Source organism: Acinetobacter sp. DSM 11652 (assembly GCF_900109815.1).
GTDB lineage: Bacteria > Pseudomonadota > Gammaproteobacteria > Pseudomonadales > Moraxellaceae > Acinetobacter.
The window spans coordinates 22147-43586 of the sequence record NZ_FOBK01000006.1; the positions used below are offsets into that span (position 1 = coordinate 22147).

General features: G+C 41.2%; 17 protein-coding genes. 13 read left to right on the top strand and 4 right to left on the bottom strand.

Annotated features, from left to right (window positions below; translation table 11 throughout):
• The 3 genes from BMW42_RS07425 to BMW42_RS07435 form a co-directional block, all read right to left on the bottom strand.
• Window positions 1–1398, bottom strand: coding sequence for a site-specific integrase (locus BMW42_RS07425; protein WP_092766943.1), 1398 nt, complete (start codon window positions 1396–1398; stop codon window positions 1–3).
• Entirely contained in the window at window positions 1388–2638 is a 1251-nt protein-coding gene (locus tag BMW42_RS07430; RefSeq protein WP_092766944.1) for a tyrosine-type recombinase/integrase, read from the bottom strand. The genes BMW42_RS07425 and BMW42_RS07430 overlap by 11 nt, the downstream gene beginning before the upstream one ends.
• Window positions 2639–2772: 134 nt before the next feature.
• Window positions 2773–5598, bottom strand: a complete 2826-nt coding sequence (locus tag BMW42_RS07435; protein ID WP_092766945.1) for a ribonucleoside-diphosphate reductase subunit alpha — start codon at window positions 5596–5598, stop codon at window positions 2773–2775.
• Window positions 5599–6201: 603 nt separating this feature from the next.
• Here BMW42_RS07435 and bfmR point away from each other — a divergent pair.
• The gene (gene bfmR / locus BMW42_RS07440) at window positions 6202–6918 is read left to right on the top strand and encodes a response regulator transcription factor BfmR (RefSeq protein ID WP_035267251.1); all 717 of its coding nucleotides are present in this window, start codon (window positions 6202–6204) and stop codon (window positions 6916–6918) included.
• Between the two features lie 47 nt (window positions 6919–6965).
• A complete protein-coding gene (gene bfmS / locus BMW42_RS07445) occupies window positions 6966–8615 on the top strand; it encodes a sensor histidine kinase BfmS (RefSeq protein WP_092766946.1) in 1650 nt (549 codons plus the stop codon).
• A 54-nt stretch (window positions 8616–8669) separates the two neighbouring features.
• Here the strand turns inward: bfmS and BMW42_RS07450 are convergent, their stop codons facing one another.
• Window positions 8670–9026, bottom strand: a complete 357-nt coding sequence (locus BMW42_RS07450) for a hypothetical protein (protein ID WP_092766947.1) — start codon at window positions 9024–9026, stop codon at window positions 8670–8672.
• 469 nt (window positions 9027–9495) lie between these two features.
• On the opposite strand from BMW42_RS07450, the gene ndhC reads away from it, so the two are divergent.
• From ndhC to nuoL, 11 genes are all read left to right on the top strand, one after another.
• Window positions 9496–10044, top strand: coding sequence for an NADH-quinone oxidoreductase subunit A (gene ndhC / locus BMW42_RS07455; protein WP_035267255.1), 549 nt, complete (start codon window positions 9496–9498; stop codon window positions 10042–10044).
• A gap of 6 nt (window positions 10045–10050) precedes the next feature.
• Complete coding sequence (locus BMW42_RS07460) at window positions 10051–10731, top strand: NuoB/complex I 20 kDa subunit family protein (protein ID WP_035267257.1); 681 nt, start codon at window positions 10051–10053, stop codon at window positions 10729–10731.
• 88 nt (window positions 10732–10819) lie between these two features.
• Window positions 10820–12607, top strand: coding sequence for an NADH-quinone oxidoreductase subunit C/D (nuoC, locus tag BMW42_RS07465; protein ID WP_035267259.1), 1788 nt, complete (start codon window positions 10820–10822; stop codon window positions 12605–12607).
• A gap of 12 nt (window positions 12608–12619) precedes the next feature.
• A complete protein-coding gene (gene nuoE, locus BMW42_RS07470; RefSeq protein WP_035267260.1) occupies window positions 12620–13129 on the top strand; it encodes an NADH-quinone oxidoreductase subunit NuoE in 510 nt (169 codons plus the stop codon).
• Window positions 13126–14457 (top strand): NADH-quinone oxidoreductase subunit NuoF, encoded by a 1332-nt coding sequence (nuoF, locus tag BMW42_RS07475; protein WP_035267262.1) that lies wholly within the window; start codon window positions 13126–13128, stop codon window positions 14455–14457. Before nuoE ends, nuoF begins: the two co-directional genes overlap by 4 nt.
• An 11-nt stretch (window positions 14458–14468) precedes the next feature.
• The gene (gene nuoG, locus BMW42_RS07480; RefSeq protein WP_092766948.1) at window positions 14469–17147 is read left to right on the top strand and encodes an NADH-quinone oxidoreductase subunit NuoG; all 2679 of its coding nucleotides are present in this window, start codon (window positions 14469–14471) and stop codon (window positions 17145–17147) included.
• Between the two features lie 3 nt (window positions 17148–17150).
• A complete protein-coding gene (gene nuoH / locus BMW42_RS07485) occupies window positions 17151–18161 on the top strand; it encodes an NADH-quinone oxidoreductase subunit NuoH (RefSeq protein WP_035267266.1) in 1011 nt (336 codons plus the stop codon).
• A gap of 18 nt (window positions 18162–18179) precedes the next feature.
• Complete coding sequence (gene nuoI / locus BMW42_RS07490; RefSeq protein ID WP_035267267.1) at window positions 18180–18722, top strand: NADH-quinone oxidoreductase subunit NuoI; 543 nt, start codon at window positions 18180–18182, stop codon at window positions 18720–18722.
• The gene (gene nuoJ / locus BMW42_RS07495; protein WP_171076777.1) at window positions 18722–19240 is read left to right on the top strand and encodes an NADH-quinone oxidoreductase subunit J; all 519 of its coding nucleotides are present in this window, start codon (window positions 18722–18724) and stop codon (window positions 19238–19240) included. Before nuoI ends, nuoJ begins: the two co-directional genes overlap by 1 nt.
• Entirely contained in the window at window positions 19240–19548 is a 309-nt protein-coding gene (gene nuoK, locus BMW42_RS07500) for an NADH-quinone oxidoreductase subunit NuoK (RefSeq protein WP_004695395.1), read from the top strand. The genes nuoJ and nuoK overlap by 1 nt, the downstream gene beginning before the upstream one ends.
• Complete coding sequence (nuoL, locus tag BMW42_RS07505; RefSeq protein WP_092766949.1) at window positions 19545–21440, top strand: NADH-quinone oxidoreductase subunit L; 1896 nt, start codon at window positions 19545–19547, stop codon at window positions 21438–21440. The genes nuoK and nuoL overlap by 4 nt, the downstream gene beginning before the upstream one ends.

Genomic DNA, 21440 nt, shown 5'->3' on the forward strand with positions numbered 1-21440 from the left:
TTAAATCTCCTTAATGAGTGACATAATTTCTTTTACTGCTTCAATAGCCTGAGTGCTAATTTCTTTTATTCTTTCTTCTTGTTCTCTAGCTTGGTCATCTAGTAAATGATCTAGAAGGCTACCCCATGGAGCATCAATTAGAGGTTCAAAATAAGGACAAGTCAAACATGAAATAGGGGCATTTTGATAGCATTTGGCTTGAGTACCACAAGAACCAATATTTTTTCCTGCTAATCGAAAGAAATCGGCAATAGCAGAGTTTTTGAATGTTGCATCATTAAGAGAGGTGATAATTTTTCCTTTGAATGCATGAGCAAAAAAACTCATTTCCTCTGCCAAAGCATCTTGTATTGGTTTCTGCAGCTCAGGTAATGATGCACGATAATATCGAATACAACTTAGAGAACGATGTGTAAGTAATCGAGCAACTTCATGGTCTGAAGCACCATTTGCCAAGGCTCTGGTTGCAAGGGTATATCTAAAGCGATATGTATTGACAGGAATTTTTCCCTCTAATCTCGAAGAGTAGGTATCTAAATTTTCAAAAATTACTTTTATTCTCTTACTAATTTCAGTGGGATTTAAATTAAAAAGGGGGGTGTCTATATTTTTCTGAGTAAATTTGGAAATGTATCTAATAAGACAATCCGCTAATATTGTTGGGGCTTTTCTTAAAAAAAATCCTTGATCAATTATACCTTCGCCTTTCGCTAATGGCATTTTGATCATGACATCATTTTGAATGATATTTATATCATTGAGTTTTAATCTTGAAAGTTGTACAGGCCTTGCACCTGTTGCAATAACAAACCATGCAAGTGTGTAATCATACTGACTTAATTTTTTTTGGCTAAAAGCCAAGTTTAAATTGTCATGTAGGTTTTCAAGTTCTTGTTTTGTAAAAACTCCTTTTTCAGGGTCATTTACGATTAATTTGAAATAGGCAGGATTTCGTTCTTCCCAAATAGTTGGATTATTTAAAAAGTCTTTAACTTCATCATCCACTAGGTTTGGAAAATTTAACGAAAGTTTTCTTAATATCGGTAAAATGAATGTTGGGTAAGAAGATTGAATTTTTTGTAATAATTGCAATTTCGTAAAATCGATTGCATTCGAGTATTTAAAATCCGGCAACAGAGTCCAAGCGTCAAATGCATTAAGAATTGTTGATATGTATTTAATGGAATGGGTTGATAGCATATCAGTAATGATATTTGCTAAAGCTTGATCCAAAGGTGATTTTTTTACAAATATTCCAAATTTTAAAGGTATTTTTAGCTGATCGTGATTTACTAAACTGTATGTTGAAAATAAAGGAACTTTTACTTTTCGACCATCTAGTAAAATTATTTGGCGTTCAGTAAGAAAATTAGAAACTGTAAGGGCGCTATTCTGCATTATTCTCTCCTTTGTTTTGAGCAATTGAGTTTGCTAATAGTTCACCCAATTCATCAGCTTTTTCTCTGATAGATCGCCTGCTATATCTACTACTCATTTCAGAAATTGAACTCCAACCCATTAGTCTATTTCTTATTTGCTTTTCTAAGTCTTGGTTTGGCTTCTGATCTTGTGGAAGGCTATCAATGAGTATACTTAGATTGTCATTCCATGTTCTCCTCATAGTATGAGGTGTAATACATGTTGAAATATTTGCTTGTTTTTGTAATGTCCTAAAAATTAGATTGATTGCATCATTGGACAAGTGTTGACCTGTTTCAGTTGTGAATAGATAACCATGTTTTCTATTTTTGAAAGGCACTTTAGATAAATGCCGTGTTATGAATTGATGGAAATATTCGCAAGCATTTGACGAGCATTTAACTGTACGTTCTTTTGTTTTGGATACACGAATATGAATTTGGTGTGTTCTGAATTCTACATCTTCAATTTTTAAGAATTTGAGTTCGCTACGTCTCATCCCCGTACTTAAAAAAATCTCATACATTAATTGATTACGATGCCTATGAAACTCACTTCTAAAAGGATTATCTGGATTAGTGGGTTTTACTATTTCTATAAGAGCTTTTTGTTCTGATTGGCTTAGTCCTTCAAGTATATCTTGATCGCCTGTGTTCCTTACTTTGGGGGCAAGTGTAAAAAAGTAGTCTAAGTTTGTCTGAAATCTATCGAAATTATCTTTGGTAAAACGGTGTTTTGATCTCTGCAGTAAAAATTTAAAATAATGAAAAAGAGCTTTAATACGAAAGGCACTCTCTGCTGCAGATGTTGAGGTGTTTTCTGTTTGGGATTGAGAAGGCATATAAATTATGTTCTCAACTCTTTTTGCTATTTGTTTTGGGTTTAACGGTTGAGATTCTATTTTTTGTATCATTAGTTCATTTTGTTTCTTTCTTTTTAATCTTAGAAAAAAAGCTAAATCTTGAAGTTGTTCAATAGTCAAAAACTGAGCATTTAAAACTGCATGTTCCAAGTCAATATTGTTAATAGTTGCCCACAGGTGGGCCATACCAATGCAGTAGAGATTTTTTTCTGTAGTACTTACTTGACGACCTAAAGTTCGAAACTTTGTCATGGCATAAATATTAGGATGAAATAGAGGGATTCTATTTTCATCAATGAGAACAACCATAGGTTGACCATCACTTGCAATAAAGCTCTTTATGCTACGTTTTATCATTAATGTATACGTTTTCTAGTTATCATAATCCTTGAAAGTATTAAATACAAAAATATACCCCTTGTAAAGAGCTTAAGTATAAGATTTACAAGAGGTATATGTTGGTTTTGTATACTATTTAAAGTATATCACTGTCATTGACAAGCCTCACAATCAGGGTTGTCAATTGAACATGCCATTGGCACTGGCGCTGCTTGTTCGAAGCCTTCTTCTGACGCTGCTGCTTCAGGTTTAGCTTCTTGAGCAACTGCTGCTACTGGTGCTGCAACTGTCGCAGGTTTAACTGCGTTTAATGCACCTGTGTTAATCGTAGATTTCTCAGCAGATGTCGCACCTAATGCACGAAGGTAATAAGTCGTCTTAAGACCACGTAACCATGCCATCTTATACGTGATGTCCAATTTCTTACCGTTTGCACCAGAGATGTAAAGGTTAAGAGATTGTGCTTGGTCGATCCATTTTTGACGACGTGATGCAGCATCAACAATCCAGCGTGCTTCAACTTCAAATGCTGTCGCGAAAATTGCTTTTAACTCTTCAGGAATACGCGCAATTTTTTGTACTGAACCTTCGAAATGTTTCAGGTCATTGACCATCACAGAATCCCAAAGACCACGTTCTTTTAATGCACGAACGAGGTAAGGGTTGATGACAGTGAACTCACCAGACAAGTTCGATTTCACATATAAGTTTTGGAATGTTGGCTCAATAGATTGAGATACACCACAAATATTTGAAATGGTTGCAGTTGGTGCAATTGCCATCACGTTCGAGTTACGCATACCATCTTTTTGGACTTTGGCACGTAACGTGTCCCAATCCAAACGTTGTGTGCGATCGACTTCAAACATACGTTCTGGGCGAGATTTCGCAACGAGCTCAAGAGAGTCAATTGGTAAAATACCTTGATCCCACAATGAACCTTTAAATGTTTCATACGTACCACGTTCAACCGCCAAATCGCTTGAAGTTTGAATCGCGTAGTAAGAAATCACTTCCATAGACTCATCTGCAAACTCAACCGCTGCATCAGAACCGTAAGCGATCTTCATTTCGTATAGTGCATCTTGGAAGCCCATGATACCCATACCCACTGGACGGTGTTTCAAGTTTGAATTACGCGCTTGTGGTACTGCATAGTAGTTAATGTCGATGACGTTATCGAGCATACGAACTGCAGTTTTAATCGTGCGAGCAAGTTTCTCACGGTCTAATTGACCACCTTGAACGTGTTGAACAAGGTTGATTGAACCCAAGTTACATACCGCAATTTCATCCTTGCTTGTGTTCAACGTAATTTCAGTACACAAGTTAGAAGAGTGCACCACACCTACGTGTTGTTGCGGTGAACGTAAGTTACATACGTCTTTGAATGTGATCCACGGGTGACCTGTTTCAAATAACATTGATAACATTTTGCGCCATAAGTCTTTCGCACGGACTTTCTTATGCAGCATGTCTGTTTCTTTCGCAATGCTTTCGTAGTAAGCATAACGTTCTGCGAATTCAGCACCCGTTAAATCGTGAAGATCTGGTGTTTCAGACGGGGTGAAGAGTGTCCATTCAGCATCTTCAAATACACGTTGCATGAACAAATCTGGAACCCAGTTTGCAGTGTTCATATCGTGTGTACGACGGCGGTCATCACCCGTGTTTTTACGAAGCTCTAGGAATTCTTCGATATCCAAGTGCCAAGTTTCAAGATATGCACATACCGCACCTTTACGCTTACCACCTTGGTTAACTGCAACTGCTGTATCGTTCGCTACTTTAAGGAATGGAACAACACCTTGCGATTTACCGTTAGTACCTTTGATGTATGAGTTCAAGGCACGAACTGGTGTCCAGTCATTACCTAAACCGCCTGCCCATTTAGACAACATTGCGTTATCACGCATAGCGCCATAAATATCGAACAAGTCGTCATCAATCGTTGTTAAATAACAGCTTGATAACTGAGGACGTAATGTACCTGAGTTAAATAGGGTTGGCGTAGATGCCATGTAATCGAAGCTAGAAAGTAAGTTATAGAATTCGATTGCACGATCTTCACGGTTGTCTTCATTGAGCGACAAGCCCATAGAAACACGCATGAAGAATAATTGTGGTAATTCGAAGCGTACGCCATCAGAGTGGATGAAGTAACGGTCAAATAATGTTTGAAGACCTAAATATGTAAATTGATTAGAGCGTTCTGGTTTAATCGCAGCCGCTAATTTTACAAGGTCAAAACTTAATAATTCTGGAGAAAGCAGCTCTAGCTCAACACCTTTTTTCAAGAAGGTTTCAAGCGCATCATTTTCAAGCGTGTCTTTAGATAGACCAAGAAACTCAAGACCGGTTGCAACTAAGTTGTCACGCAATAAACGTGCAGTGACATACGTATAGTTTGGTTCTTGTTCAATGCGTGTACGTGTCGCCATCATCATCGTTGTAGAGATGTCTGATGCTTTAACACCGTTGTATAAGTTTTTTACAGTTTCATCGATGATCGCTTGAACATCAATGCCTTCTAAGCCTTCGCTAGCTTTTTCAATCTTCGCTTGTAAACGACTCAAATCTAATGGTTGGAGCTGACCATTTTGACCTGTGATCTGAAGAGTAGGGTGATGATGAGCACCTAACTCTTTACGCGCTTCAGCACGTTGTTCACGATAGATCACGTATGCACGCGCTACTTTTTGTTCACCTGTGCGCATTAAAGCTAATTCAACTTGATCTTGAATTTCTTCAATATGAATCGTGCCACCAGAAGGTAAACGACGCTTAAATGTATTCATCACCATCTCAGTCAGCTGAGTAATACGATCATGAATTCTGCTCGAATCTGCACTTGGTTGACCTTCAACAGCCAAAAATGCTTTACCAATTGCTACAGAGATTTTATCTGCATCAAAAGTGGCAACATCACCAGTGCGTTTAATCACTTGAAGTTGACCAGGGGTTGTATTAGCGCTCATTTCAGCGTCGCTCCATTCTCATCATTTTTATGCTTATGGACCATTTGAATCGGATAAAAACTCAAAAAATGAGCTATCGCGATATTTGAGGGTAAACACAAGACTTAGTGGTTTAATGTAAATTAAGACACAAGATACGGTAAATTTCAGGGTAGATCAATATTGACATTTTGATAATTTTTTTTCTGAGTTTAACACTCAAATTTCCCTATACTTTTTCCACGTTCCGCCATTTTTGTTATGTAGTCAGCGTCACAGGGTGCAAGCATAACAGAGACTTTTTAGAGTGCTTATAGATAAGTTTGTGGATAACTCTGAAAGTGCAAATTGCTTCTCGAAAATAATTTTTTTGAAATATTTTGTTTAAAATACCATCAAATTGATTTGTGTTTGAAAGTTTAAAGTTGATTGCAAATATTGATCGACTTGGCAAAACTATCTATTTATCAATAGTTAATAAAAAGATAACAAAAGACTACGCTCGTGTATCAGTTTCGTGAACAGGCTCTTGTTTACAATGTAAACGTGTGTATATTGCAAAACATATCGATGTAAATCTGTGAAGTTTAATCAGCAGATATCGTAACAATATAGGGGCATTCTATGAGCCAAGAAGAAAAGTTACCAAAGATTTTGATCGTTGAAGATGACGAGCGTCTTGCGCGTTTAACGCAAGAGTATTTAATTCGTAATGGATTAGAAGTTGGGGTAGAACCAGACGGTAATCGTGCAATCCGTCGTATTATCGCAGAGCAACCGGATATGGTGGTGCTGGATGTTATGCTTCCTGGTGCTGATGGTCTAACTGTTTGTCGTGAGGTTCGTCCACATTATCATCAACCGATTTTAATGTTGACTGCTCGTACTGAAGACATGGATCAAGTATTGGGTCTTGAAATGGGTGCAGACGATTATGTTGCGAAACCAGTTCAGCCACGTGTTCTATTAGCGCGTATTCGTGCTTTGCTTCGTCGTACAGACAAAACACCAGAGGATGAAGTTGCTCAACGTATCGAATTTGATGATTTAGTGATTGATAATGGTGGTCGTTCTGTAACCTTAAACGGTGAGCTTGTAGATTTCACAAGTGCAGAATATGACTTATTATGGTTGTTGGCATCTAATGCTGGTCGTATCCTTTCACGTGAAGACATTTTTGAGCGTCTACGTGGTATTGAATATGATGGTCAAGACCGCTCAATTGATGTTCGTATTTCTCGTATCCGTCCAAAAATTGGTGATGATCCTGAAAATCCTAAACGTATTAAAACCGTGCGTAGTAAAGGATATTTATTCGTTAAAGAAACCAACGGGATGTAATCACATCCCCGCGGTAATGCCCTCACTCCTCAGAAGGTCATACCTTAGTGTCTAAACACAGTATATTCCTGCGTATCTACGCAGGTCTCGTCATTTTGGTGGTGCTGGTTGCCATATTTGGTTATTTGCTTGTGCAAATCATCAACTATCAACGCGCGCAGGAATACCGTGAGTCATTGACTGATGGGATTTCGTACGTCATTAGCGAGGGTGTTTCAAGACAACAAACCATGCAACAAAGAATGGATTGGATATCAGATGCATCTGATTTGCTCGAACTTCCAATCTATTATCTAGAATCTGATAAAGTCGAACTTTCACGCACCGAAAAATATCGTTTAGAAAAGCGCAAAGCAGTGGTGCGGTATGACGCCAAAGAAAGTATTGCTTATGTCATTATTGGTTTAATAGATGACCCTGAGCATTTACTTTATGTAAAAGTGGATAATATCGGTGAGCGTCAAATGAAGGCCTTACCAATCTTTGTATGGGAATACTTGGTTTATTATCCAGGGCAGGAAAGGGAATATCTTGCAAAAATTAAGCAACACTTTTCTTATGATTTAAGCATTCAAAATCTGTCTGATCTCAATTTAGATTCTGAGCAAATTGGTCGTTTACGTGCGGATCAAGGGGTTATCCTGTATCAGGATAGCGCTAGCATTCGTGGTACTACGATTTCTGTCATTTCTCCAATGACGAATTCCTCTGGTGATGTCTTGGTGATGGGGCCAGTACCAATGTTCAATTGGATGCCATTCCAATTGGCAGCAGGGATTACTTTGCTGAGCATGTTTATTTTGTCGCTTGGTGTGTATGGTCTGATTGTCCCAATGCAACGCAAGTTGAAGCAAGTTAACTCAGCCTTAAATGTTATGCAAAAAGGGGATATGTCCGTTCGCGTTCCTGTCGAAGGATATGATGAGTTAGCACATTTGGCAGCCAGCTATAACAGTATGTCAGATCATATACAGCGTTTGATCGAAGCTCAGCGAGAGTTAATGAGAGCTGTATCACATGAGCTGCGAACGCCAGTAGCACGTATTCGCTTTGGTATGGAAATGTTGGTTGATGAAGAGGATTATGAGTATCGTCAGCAACAAGTAGAAATGATTGATAAAGACATTGAGGCTTTAAATACCCTCATTGATGAAATCATGACCTATGCTAAGCTTGAGCAAGGCATGCCTTCTATTGATTTTGAGGAAATTCGACTATACGAAGTGCTTGAGCAAGTCGCTATTGAAACTAAAGCATTAAAAACCAATAAAAATATTCAATTACATTTGCCATCACAAGCTTTGGTGGTGGATGCTGAACGCCGTTATTTACATCGTGTAGTACAAAACTTAGTCGGAAATGCGATCCGATACTGCGATGATACAGTGCTGATCACTGGTGGGATTGATGCGCAGGGAATGGCGTATATTTCAGTTGAAGATGATGGTCCGGGGATTCCAGAAGAGGATCGTAAGCGAGTCTTTGAAGCTTTTGCTCGCTTGGATGATAGTCGTACACGTGCCTCAGGCGGATATGGTTTAGGCTTGTCTATTGTAAGTCGAATCGCTTATTGGTTTGGCGGTTCGATTCAAGTGGATCAAAGTCCTAAAATGGGTGGTGCAAGATTCACCATGCAATGGCCAGCTAAAAGATTTAAAAAGAAGAAGATTGTTCAAACCAGTCAAACATCAGAATAAAGCAAGAATTAAAAAAGCGCGATTAAGCGCTTTTTTTATATTTTATATTGCTTTTTATTGGTAATTATTGGCATTCGGTTCAATGATGCGTTTTCCTTGTTTAAGTGCATTTAAGGCATCGGCATTGAAATCGATCAGTAAACTGTTATTGGTTGCATCAATATGATAATTGCTAATCAGTTTTTGATCCCCGTGAATGGTCTCAACTGTATATTCATCTGCGATGTTGAGAATAGCATCAAGATTAGTGGTTGTAGAGGCGAGGTCTTGGCGGAAAATTTGATAAATATCGCGTAAATCAAAAATAGCATTCGTTGCATCAGGATGTTTTTTGATATAGCTGTCTAAATGATGGACGATCAACTGAGCAAATAAAAAATAGTTAGGTTTGTGTGTGAATTCTAGACTCATAGATCTTCTCCTTATTATTTAATTGAGCATATAACGAAAATCAGCACGATTTGTATAAAGTTAATTAAAACATTGTAAGCAATTAAAATTTAAAACTTTTAAAATAGAATAAATCAAAAATAATTGAGCCATATTGGTGCAAAAAAAGCTAACCTAACACGAATGGTAAAACTAAGAAAGTAATAGTGGGTGGATTGAGGCCGCTTGAATTTTTTGAATGATTATTCGGAAAAAATAATCAGTTTTATCACCTTGATAACTTTCTACGATTAAATAAGGTTTTATTGACTTTAATCACAATGAAATCTGGAAAAAGGGCAAAATTCATCCTAAAGACTTAGAGGGATTGGCTAGCAACAGAAATCATAAATCAGGTACAATTGGCGGGATTAATTTTGTGTTTGGTGTATTTGAAGGCCAATACATACATTCTTTGTTAATAAATAGGCCTGCCAGGAGTTATCCCCGCATGAGTGCCATTACTCCATACGATTGGGCAATAATTGCCTTCGTGATCGGCGTTACATTTTTATGCGTCTTTATGCTCACTGTCCCGCTACTCCTAGGGGGTAAATCGTGGGGACGTGCTAAGCAAGAGCAGTTCGAGTCAGGCGTAGTTAGTGCTGGTGGAGCACGAATTCGTCTATCTGCAAAATTCTATTTGGTTGCAATCTTCTTCGTTGTGTTTGACTTAGAAGCGCTCTATCTCTATGCATGGGCTGCGTCAGTTCGTGAAGTGGGTTGGATCGGTTTTGCAGCAGCAGCTGTATTTATTTTAGTTTTACTCGTTGGCTTGATTTATGAGTTGTCTACTGGTGCATTAAATTGGGCGCCATCTGATAAGCGTAAAGCAGCAGGGATTAAACCTAAAATTGGTTCGCCAAATATGGATCTCGCAGAAATTACTCGCTTCAACTCAATTGAGGAGTTGGTGGTTGACCCTACAGGTCAAATTCCAGCGCAATCATCTGGTCGTGTAAAAGCTTCGCCAACGACTACATCATCTGATAAGGAGTAATACGGGATGAAATATACATTAACCCGTGCGAATCCGGATGCTGATCAGTATCCACTTCAAGAGCGTATCGTTGTAGAAGATCCGCTTCTACAAGAAGAAGTGAATAAGAATGTGTTCATGACTCGTTTAGAGGATTTGGCGCATACAGCAGTAAACTGGGGGCGTAAAAACTCAGTTTGGCCGTTCAACTTTGGTACATCTTGCTGCTACGTAGAGTATGCAACGACTTTAACAGGCGTGCATGACTTGTCACGTTTTGGTGCCGAAGTAATTCGTGCTTCACCACGTCAAGCGGACTTGATGATTGTTGCGGGTACATGCTTCGTCAAGATGGCACCTGTAATTCAACGCCTTTATGAGCAAATGTTAGAACCTAAATGGGTGATCTCAATGGGTGCATGCGCAAACTCTGGCGGTATGTATGACATTTACTCGGTTGTACAAGGTGTCGATAAAATCATTCCAGTGGATGTGTATATTCCAGGTTGCCCACCGCGTCCTGAAGCATTAATCCAAGCGTTGATGTTATTGCAAGACCAAATTCAATTAGAGCGTCGTCCGCTTTCTGCGGTGATCGGTGATGATCTTAAGCCAGTTTATAAGCCAAAGATGCAGCCTGAACGTGACCGTAAGAATGCTGAACGTATTGCAGTAAAACACTTACGCTCTATGGATGAAATTAAATAATCTTAACGGCATATAATATTGATGCACCCGCTTGGGTGTAATTGTCGTTTTGGTTGAATGAATTTGTATTAAATAGGAAGCCAAGCCAATGGCTGAAACTGACATTGCTATGCCAGAATCAACTCCAGTTGATTCACGCCCAGCATTTGCAATTGTAGAAGAGCTCAAAACCAAGTTTGGTGAGAATTTCTACGTGCAAACGACTTTTGAAGACTTTCCAACAGTCTGGGTTGAGCGCTCACGTGTACAAGACGTATTAATGTTCTTGCGTACAGTGTCACGTCCTTACGTGATGTTGTTTGACTTGTCAGCGGTAGATGAGCGTTTACGTACTCACCGCGATGGGTTACCTGCGTCTGACTTCACTGTGTTCTATCACTTGTTGTCACTAGAGCGTAATACGGATATTCGTATTAAAGTTGCGTTGAATGAGTCTGATCTCAATATTCCAACAGCAACCAACATTTGGCCAAATGCCAACTGGTACGAACGTGAAGCTTACGATATGTTCGGCATTAACTTCGAAGGGCATCCAATGCTCCGTCGTATTTTATTGCCAACGTATTGGGAAGGTCACCCGTTACGTAAAGAATATTCTGCACGTGCGACCGAATACACACCTTACCGTCAGAACCAAGCGAAACAAGATTTCGAACAAGAGCATTTACGTTTTGTACCTGAAGATTGGGGTCTAAAACGCGGTAATGCTGATGAAGACTTCATGTTCTTGAACTTGGGTCCTAACCATCCATCTGCGCATGGTGCATTCCGTGTGATCTTGCAGTTAGATGGCGAAGAAGTGAAAGACTGTGTGCCAGATATCGGTTATCACCACCGTGGTGTGGAAAAGATGGCTGAACGTCAAACTTGGCATTCATTCATTCCGTATACAGACCGTGTTGACTACTTAGGTGGTTGTGCGCAAAACATGCCTTATGTGATGGGTGTGGAGCAGATGGCAGGGATCACTGTGCCAGAACGTGCACAATGTATTCGTGTCATGATGTCGGAACTATTCCGTATTAATAACCACTTGCTTTACATCGGTACAGCGATTCAGGATGCCGGCGGTATGACCCCAGTATTCTATATGTTCGCCGATCGTCAAAAGATCTATGACGCGATTGAAGCAATCACGGGTTATCGTATGCACCCAGCATGGTTCCGTATCGGTGGTACTGCACACGATCTTCCAAACAACTGGCAACATTTGATCCGTGAAATTTTGGATTGGATGCCTAAACGTTTGAAGGAATATCATACTGCAGCATTGAAAAACTCGGTATTTGAAGGTCGTACCCGTAATGTTGCGCAATACGATGCAAAATCAGCATTGGCATGGGGTGTAACAGGTACAGGTTTACGTGCAACAGGTATTGATTTTGACGTACGTAAATATCGTCCATATAGCGGTTATGAAAATTACGACTTCGAAGTGCCTGTAGAATACGAAGGCGATGCATATGCACGTGTGATCGTTCACTACCGTGAAATCGAGCAATCTTTAAAAATCATCAAGCAGTGCTTGGATAACATGCCATCTGGTCCTTATAAAGCGGATCACCCATTGGCTGTTCCACCACCGAAAGATAAGACACTACAAGACATTGAAACTTTGATTACGCACTTCTTAAGCGTGTCATGGGGTCCTGTCATGCCAGCAGGTGAAGCATCTGTTATGGCGGAAGTGGTAAAAGGTGCATCGAACTACTACTTGACTTCAGACAAGTCAACGATGAGTTACCGTACCCGTATTCGTACACCAACCTTCACGCACTTACAGCAAATTCCTTCTGTAATTAACGGCAGTCTTGTATCTGACTTAATCATTTATTTAGCGACGATTGATGTCGTAATGGCTGACGTGGATCGCTAAGGGGTACGCATTATGATGATTTTGACTGATAAAAAGCCACGTGTGAATGTCGAAGGGATTTTAACTGCGGAAGAAATCCACGAAATCGAGCATCACATTGGTCATTACCCATACCCACGTGCGGCATGTTTAGATGCACTTAAATGTGTTCAACGTCGTAATGGTTGGGTGGATGATGCGCAAATGAATGCGATTGCGCAGATGTTGTCAATGAGCCTCGCTGATTTGGAAGGTGTGGCAACATTCTATAACCGTATTTACCGCCAGCCAGTAGGTCGCAACGTAATTTTGCTTTGTGATTCTATTGCTTGCTTCTTGATGGGTGCGGAAACTTTAGCAGAAGCATTCCAACGCGAACTCGGGATTTCATTTGGTCAAACGACAGCTGATGGTCGTTTTACTTTGCTCCCGATTTGCTGTTTAGGAAACTGTGATAAGGGTCCAACCTTGATGATTAATGAAGATACTCACGGTCTAGTAGAAGTTTCTTCAGTGAAACAGTTATTGGAGAAGTATGTATGAATACTGAACCAAAACCGATTTATGGCGACGGTAACCCAGAAACTCACCCATTAACATGGCGTTTGAGCAAGCAAGAATTTGTTCATAGTGTAGAAGACTATGAGTCTCTTGAAGGGTATGAAGGCTTTAAAAAAGCACTCACAATGCCGCCTAAAGATGTATTGGAAATCATTAAAGCAGCGACTGTGAAAGGTCGTGGTGGTGCTGGTTTCCCTGCAGGGATTAAATGGTCACTCATGGCGCCAAATGACAATTCAGGTCCTCGTTACTTGATTTGTAATGCCGATGAGATGGAACCAGGTACATTCAAAGACCGTTTGTTGATGGAAAAACTTCCTCATCAATTGATCGAAGGGATGTTAATTGCAGGTTATACACTTGAAGCAACCCATGGTTATATTTTTATCCGTGGTGAATACATCGAAGCTGCGAAATATTTGAACCAAGCTTTAGAGCAAATTCGTGCCAAAGGTTACTTGGGTGAAAACATCCTTGGTTCTGGCTGGAACTTTGAACTACATGTGCACACTGGTGCGGGTCGTTATATCTGTGGTGAAGAAACTGCATTGATCAACTCGCTTGAAGGTCGCCGTGCAAATCCACGTACAAAACCACCATTCCCACAAGTTGCAGGTGCTTGGGGTCGTCCTACGATTGTTAACAACGTAGAGACCTACAATAACTTACCTGCAATTATGCTGCGTGGTCCTGAGTGGTATATCAATTTATCTGCAGGTAAGTCGAAAGATCCAGGCACTAAAATTTATGGTGCATCAGGTAAAGTGAAATTCCCTGGTCTTTGGGAGCTTCCATTCGGTACAACTGCACGTGAAGTGATTGAAGAACATGCGGGTGGTATGCGTGATGGCTTAAAGCTTAAAGCATGGTTACCAGGTGGTGCATCAACTGACTTTTTGGCAGCTGAACACATCGATCTTCCAATGGATGCGGAAAGCATCATGAAAGCAGGTTCGCGTTTAGGTACGTGTTTGCTCATGGTGGTTGATGAAACTCAATGTATGGTTTCAGCAACACGTAACTTAGAAGAATTCTTTGCGCGTGAATCATGTGGTTTCTGTACACCATGTCGTGATGGTTTACCTTGGGCAGTGAAAGCGCTTAAAGCACTTGAAGATGGTACAGGCAAGAAAGAAGACATCGATCATTTGCAAGAGCTTACACGTAAGCTTTGGATTGGTAAGACTTTCTGTGCTCACGCTCCTGGTGCTATGGAACCACTCATGGGTGCACTCAAATATTTCCGTGGCGAATTTGAAGCAAAAGTGGTGAATGCCGCTGCTCAAGTTAGCAACGTAGAACAAGCTTAAGGAATTCGACTATGGCTACAATTCATGTCGATGGCAAATCGTATGAAGTCAATGGCTCAGAGAACTTGCTACAAGCATGCTTGTCTTTGGGTATTGATATCCCGTACTTTTGTTGGCATCCATCCTTAGGTTCTGTCGGTTCTTGCCGTCAATGTGCTGTAACTCAATACGCGAATCCAGAAGATACTCGCGGTCGTTTAGTTATGTCATGTATGACACCTGCAGCTGACAATACCTACATCTCGATTGAAGACAAAGAAGCAAAAGATTTCCGTGCATCTATTGTTGAATTCTTGATGACGAACCACCCACATGACTGTCCAGTCTGTGAGGAAGGTGGTCATTGTCACCTTCAAGATATGACTGTGATGACACAACATGACCGTCGTCGTTACCGTTTCACGAAACGTACGCATTACAACCAAGAACTTGGTTCGTTTATTGCGCACGAGATGAACCGTTGTATCGCATGTTACCGTTGTGTTCGTTACTATAAAGACTACGCAGGTGGCACAGACTTCGGTGTGTATGCAAACGCTTCACGTGTTTATTTTGGTCGTCCAGAATCAGGTACTTTAGAGTCTGAGTTCTCGGGTAACTTAACTGAAGTATGTCCGACGGGCGTATTCACAGACAAAACACACTCTGCACGTTATAACCGTAAATGGGATATGCAGTATGCGCCAAGCGTCTGCCAAGGCTGTTCTTCAGGTTGTAACATCTCTCCGGGTGAGCGTTATGGTGAATTACGTCGTGTAGAAAACCGTTTTAACGGTGAAGTCAACCAATACTTCCTGTGCGATAAAGGCCGTTTCGGTACGGGTTATGTGAACCGTGAAGACCGTCCACGTCAACCGCAATTCCGTTCAGGTAGCAATGTAGAGACTGTTTCAGTTGATACAGCGTTAGACACCGTGATTGAGAAAATCCAAGGCAAAAAAGTATTGGGTATTGGTTCTCCACGTGCATCTCTTGAGTCTAACTTTGCGCTTCGTGAATTGGTTGGACAAGCAAACTATTCAACAGGTATGTCTCAAAAAGAGCAAAACTTGGTTGAACTTGCTGCATCAATTATGCAAACCGAGGGTGTATATAACCCAGGTATGCGTGAAATTGAAAGTTACGATGCTGTCTTAATTCTCGGTGAAGATTTAACTCAAACTGCACCACGTATGGCATTGTCTGTACGTCAAGCTGCGAAAAACAAAGCCAAAGAAATGGCTGCAGAACGCCGTACACAAGAATGGTTGGCTGAGCCAGTACAACGTATTGCTCAAGACGACAAATCACCAATTTATATCTTGGCTGCGACTCAAACACGTTTATCTGACGTAGCTACTGGTGAAGTCGTTGCTTCTCCAAATGATATCGCACGTTTAGGTTTTGCTGTTGCTGCGGCGGTGAAAGGTGAAAGTATGACTGGTTTAGAAGAAGATGCAAAAGCATTTGCTCAAACCATTGCTGACACTTTAAAAGCTGCAAAAAAACCATTGATTATCTCTGGTACAAGCTTGCAAGAAGCTGCAATTATGGAAGCTGCTGCACAAGTTGCACAGAATCTGGGTAATGCGGGTCTAACTTTGACTGTTCCTGAAGTGAACTCAATGGGCTTAGCAATCTTTGGCGGTAACAGCCTTGAGCAAGCATTTGCACAAGACTATGACACTGTCGTGATTGTAGAAAACGACCTTTATCGTCGTTTACCTGCAGTGCAAGTAGATGCTGCTTTGTCTGGTAAAGACGTGATCGTGCTTGACCATTCAGAAACTGAAACGTTGAAAAAAGCGAATATCGTTCTTTCTGCAGCGAGCTTTGCTGAAGGTGACGGTACTGTGGTATCTCAAGAAGGCCGTGCACAACGTTTCTATCAAGTATATGACCCAAGTTACTACAAACCAGAACTTGCGATCAAAGAATCTTGGCGTTGGTTACATGCCATTGAAACTGGCGTGAAAGGCAAAGCAATTTCTTGGACTGTGCTTGATGATGTCATCGAATCAGTTGCGAAAAACGTACCTGCGCTTGAGGCGATTCAAGATGTAGCACCAGATGCAGGATTCCGTGTCCATGGTCTTAAAGTGGCACGTGAACCACGTCGTTACTCTGGTCGTACTTCACTTCGTGCGCCGTTATCTGTCCATGAGCCTAAACAACCAACTGATCAAGACTCTGCATTAACATTCTCTATGGAAGGTTATGTCGGGAACCAAACGCCGTCAGCGTTAGTTCCATTTGCATGGTCAGCAGGTTGGAACTCACCACAAGCTTGGAATAAGTTCCAAGAATCAGTGGGCGGTTCTTTAAAAGGTGGTGATTCAGGTATTCGTTTATTTGATCGCCTTGCGAAATTACCAGCACGCACATACGTTGCACCAGCACCAGTTCTTGTAAATGCTGAGAGTTTCCGCCTTGTTCCAATGCATCATATTTTTGGATCTGGTGAATTCACAGTGAAAACACCTGCAATGGAGTCTCGCATTCCAGAAGCGGTATTTGCAGTGGGTGAGCAAGATGCAGCGCGCTTGAATGTGAAAGACGGCCAAAACATTACTGTGAAAGCAGGTGAGGCTTCGATCGTTCTTCCTGTTCAAGTCATTGAATATTTACCTACAGGTTATATTGGTTACCCAATTGGTCTCGCGCCAACGGTATCGTTAGCTGAGCCTGTATCAGTCGCGGTAGGAGCATAATTCATGGAACAAGAATTAATCCGTCAAACGCCGCTTTGGGCTGAGAACTGGCCAATTGCCTACTCTGTAGTTCAAGCGATTGTGATCTTGCTCGTTGTAGTTTTGATTGCTGCGTTGATGTCTTTCATTGAGCGTCGTTTACTTGGCTTATGGCAAGACCGTTACGGTCCAAACCGTGTAGGTCCTGGGGGGATGTTCCAGATTGTTGCCGACATGCTGAAAATCATGTTCAAAGAAGACTGGACACCAAAGTTTGCAGATAAATTGACTTTCCGTTTAGCTCCAGCAGTTGCAATGGCAACTGCGGTGTTATCGTTCATGGTTATCCCTGTATCACCTTATTTAGGTGTTGCAGACATGAGTATCGGTCTATTGTTCTTTATGGCAATGGCGGGTATTGCAGTGTATGCAGTTTTATTTGGTGGTTGGTCATCAAACAACAAATATGCATTACTCGGTGGTCTTCGTTCAGCAGCGCAAACGATCTCTTATGAGGTCTTTTTAGGTATTTCCTTGATGGGTGTGGTTGCAATTGCAGGCTCATTCAACATGCGTGAAATCGTAGAAGCTCAAAAAGATGTATGGTTTGTCATTCCACAATTCTTAGGTTTCTTAATCTTCGTGGTTGCAGGTGTTGCGGTAACGCATCGTCACCCATTTGACCAACCAGAAGCGGAACAAGAATTGGCGGAAGGTTACCATGTCGAATATGGTGGTATGAAATGGGGGATGTTCTTCGTTGCGGAATACGTCAACGTTGTCCTGATCTCAGCTTTGATCGTAACCTTATTCTTCGGTGGTTGGTTAGCACCATTTGGTCTAGATTTCCTACCTCCAGCATTTTGGTTCATGATTAAAACAGCATTCTTTGTGATGATGTTTGTCTTGGCACGTGGTTCATTAATGCGTCCACGTTATGACCAAGTGATGAACTTTGGTTGGAAGATTTGTTTGCCTTTAGCGTTGGTCAACTTGTTGGTGACTGGTGCTGTGATTCTGATGAATCAGGCCTAGGACAGCAGGGAGAACATTATGTATAAAATTCTAGCTGGGTTTGGGTCAATTGTACGTTCGTTGTGGATGGTATTTAGCCACGCAACACGTAAACGTGACACTATTTTATACCCTGAAGTTAAAGCTGAAGAAATCGTTCCACCACGATTCCGTGGCCGTATCGTATTGACACGTGACCCAGATGGTGAAGAGCGTTGTGTAGCTTGTAACTTGTGTGCTGTAGCTTGCCCTGTTGGCTGTATTTCATTACAGAAAGCTGAAAAAGAAGATGGTCGTTGGTATCCGGAATTTTTCCGTATCAACTTCTCTCGTTGTATTTTCTGCGGTATGTGTGAAGAAGCATGTCCTACAACTGCTATTCAGATGACACCTGATTTCGAACTCAGTGAATACGTTCGTCAAGACTTAGTTTATGAGAAAGAAAACTTGCTCATTTCTGGTCCTGGTAAATATCCAGACTATAACTTCTACCGTGTAACGGGTATGGCTGTAGCTGGTAAAGACAAAGGTCAGGCTCAGCGTGAAAGCGCACCTGTCGATGTACGGAGCTTATTACCATGATGTGGCCATTTTATTTGATGGCACTTGTGGCCATCGTTTCTACGGTTCGTGTTGTGACTAATGCGAATCCAGTACACGCACTTTTAAGCTTAATCGTTTCGTTACTTGCAGTTGCTGGTATGTTCATGATCGTGGGTGCACCATTTGCAGGTGCACTTGAGATTATTGTTTACGCTGGTGCAATTATGGTTCTTTTCGTCTTCGTTGTGATGATGTTGAACCTTGGTTCTCAAACTGTTGAACAAGAACGTAAATGGTTAACATCTGATGCTTGGGCTTACCCTGCATTGATGAGCTTTTTAATGGGTCTGGTTTTAGTTTGGACAATGACTTCAGAGCACAGCATTTCTGGTCCTTTAATGGGTACAGAAGTTGTAGGCCCTAAAGAAGTTGGTCAAGCACTCTTTACACAATATTTATTATTGGTTGAAGTTGCCGCAATGTTATTGCTTGCTGCGTTAGTTGCTGCATTCCACTTAGGCAAACGTGAACCAAGTGCAGAAGAGGAAAAAGAATAATGGGTAATATCCCTTTAGAGCATGGTTTGATTGTTGCAACCATTCTTTTTGCACTCGGTTTCTACGGTGTAATGGTGCGACGCAACCTTTTATTTATGTTAATGAGCCTTGAGATCATGATGAATGCAGCAGCGCTTGCATTCGTCCTTGCTGGTAGTGCATGGGTGCAACCAGATGGTCAGATCATGTTTATCTTGATCTTAACGCTTGCTGCGGCAGAAGCGTGTATCGGGCTTGCGATCGTCCTTCAGTTCTATCATCGCTTCCATCATTTGGATGTAGATGCTGCTAGTGAGATGCGCGGATGAGTTTATTAGCATTAACCATATTATTTCCGCTCATTGGTTTTATCCTTTTAGCGGCAGGGCGTAATAAGCTTCCTGAAATTGTAGCTGCCATTATTGGTGTGGGTTCAGTTGGTCTTTCTGCACTATGTGCATTATTGGCTGGTATGAATTTCATCAACAGCGGTGAAACATCTCAAGTGACTCACCTTTGGACTTGGTTCAGTGTGGGTGGTTTTGAACCAGGCATTAGCTTGCACTTAGATGGTTTATCTTTACTTATGCTTGGCATGATTACGGGTGTGGGTTTCTTAATTCATATCTTTGCATCATGGTATATGCGTGGTGAAGAAGACTTTGCACGTTTCTTTTCTTACTTCAACTTATTCGTAGCAAGCATGTTATTGCTTGTGTTGGGTGACAACCTTGCGTTGTTATTCTTAGGTTGGGAAGGTGTTGGTCTGTGCTCATACTTGCTGATTGGTTATTACTACCAAAATCCAGCAAATGGTGCTGCTGCAATTAAAGCATTCACCGTGACACGTATAGGTGACGTTTTTTTACTCATCGCATTGTTCTTAATTTTCCAACAATTTGGAACATTGAATATTGCTGAAATCGTTGCTGCTGCGCCTGTGGTAATGACACAAAGCTCATCGTTAACCATTTGGACTGCATTAATGTTGTTCTTGGGTGCTGCAGGTAAATCTGCGCAAATCCCATTACAAACATGGTTAGCAGACGCGATGGCGGGTCCTACACCAGTATCTGCATTAATCCATGCTGCAACAATGGTAACAGCAGGTGTTTACCTATGCTGCCGTATGTTCTCTGTATTTGAAATGGCACCAGAAGTCATGGTGTTTATCTCAATCACAGGAGCGGTGACATTATTAGTTGCAGGTTTTGCTGCACTGGTTCAAACAGACATCAAACGTATTCTTGCTTACTCAACCATGAGTCAGTTGGGTTATATGTTTATGGCTGTAGGTGCTGAAGCATACCAAGCTGGTCTATTCCACATGTTGACACACGCATTCTTCAAAGCGTTGTTGTTCTTGTCATCAGGTGCGGTGATTCTTGCATACCATCACGAACAAAACATTTTCAAAATGGGTGGTTTGTTCAAGCGTAATAAATTCTTATTTGCTTGTTTCGCGATCGGTGGCGGTGCCTTAGCAGCGATTCCATTCTTAACGATTGGTTTCTTCTCAAAAGATGCAATCTTGGCGGCTGTGTGGACACAAAGTCATATCGCAGGCTTACCTGTATTCAATACATTGTATTGGGTCGGTGTTGCTGGTGCATTCTTAACGTCAATCTACACGTTCCGTTTAATTTGGATTGTGTTCTTTGGCGAAGAGAAAACGCCATATCACGAAATCAAAGGTGCAACTTACTGGGCTCCTTTAGCGATTCTTGCTGTCCTTTCTACAGGTTTGGCAATCGTACTTAAAGCGCCAGTCATGAGTATTCTTGATGCAGCACAAATCCCTGCATTTGTTATTCCTGAAGCGCTAGAAGCTGGTGCGCATGGTGCAGAATATGTCGCTATTGCAATCGCACTTGCTGGTTTAGCGGTTGGTGTTGTCTTATTTGCTTTTGCTTATAAAGCAGTTCAAGGTTTTGCTCGCACTTCATTGGGTGCTGGACTTGCAAATATCTGTCGTAATGCGCTTGGTTTCGATGCGTTATATGACCTCGTGTTTGTTAAACCTTACTTATTTATTGCAAAAATGATTGGTCGTGACCCGATTGATGGCGTATGGCTTGTATTGCCAGCGATTGTTAAAGGTGGTCATAGCTTCACTAGTTCACGTCAAACAGGTTCTTTGCGTGAGTACGCATCGAGCATGGCGTTCGGTATCGTGGTGATTATCATGATTCTGATCGTGACTCAGATCGTGGGGAAATAA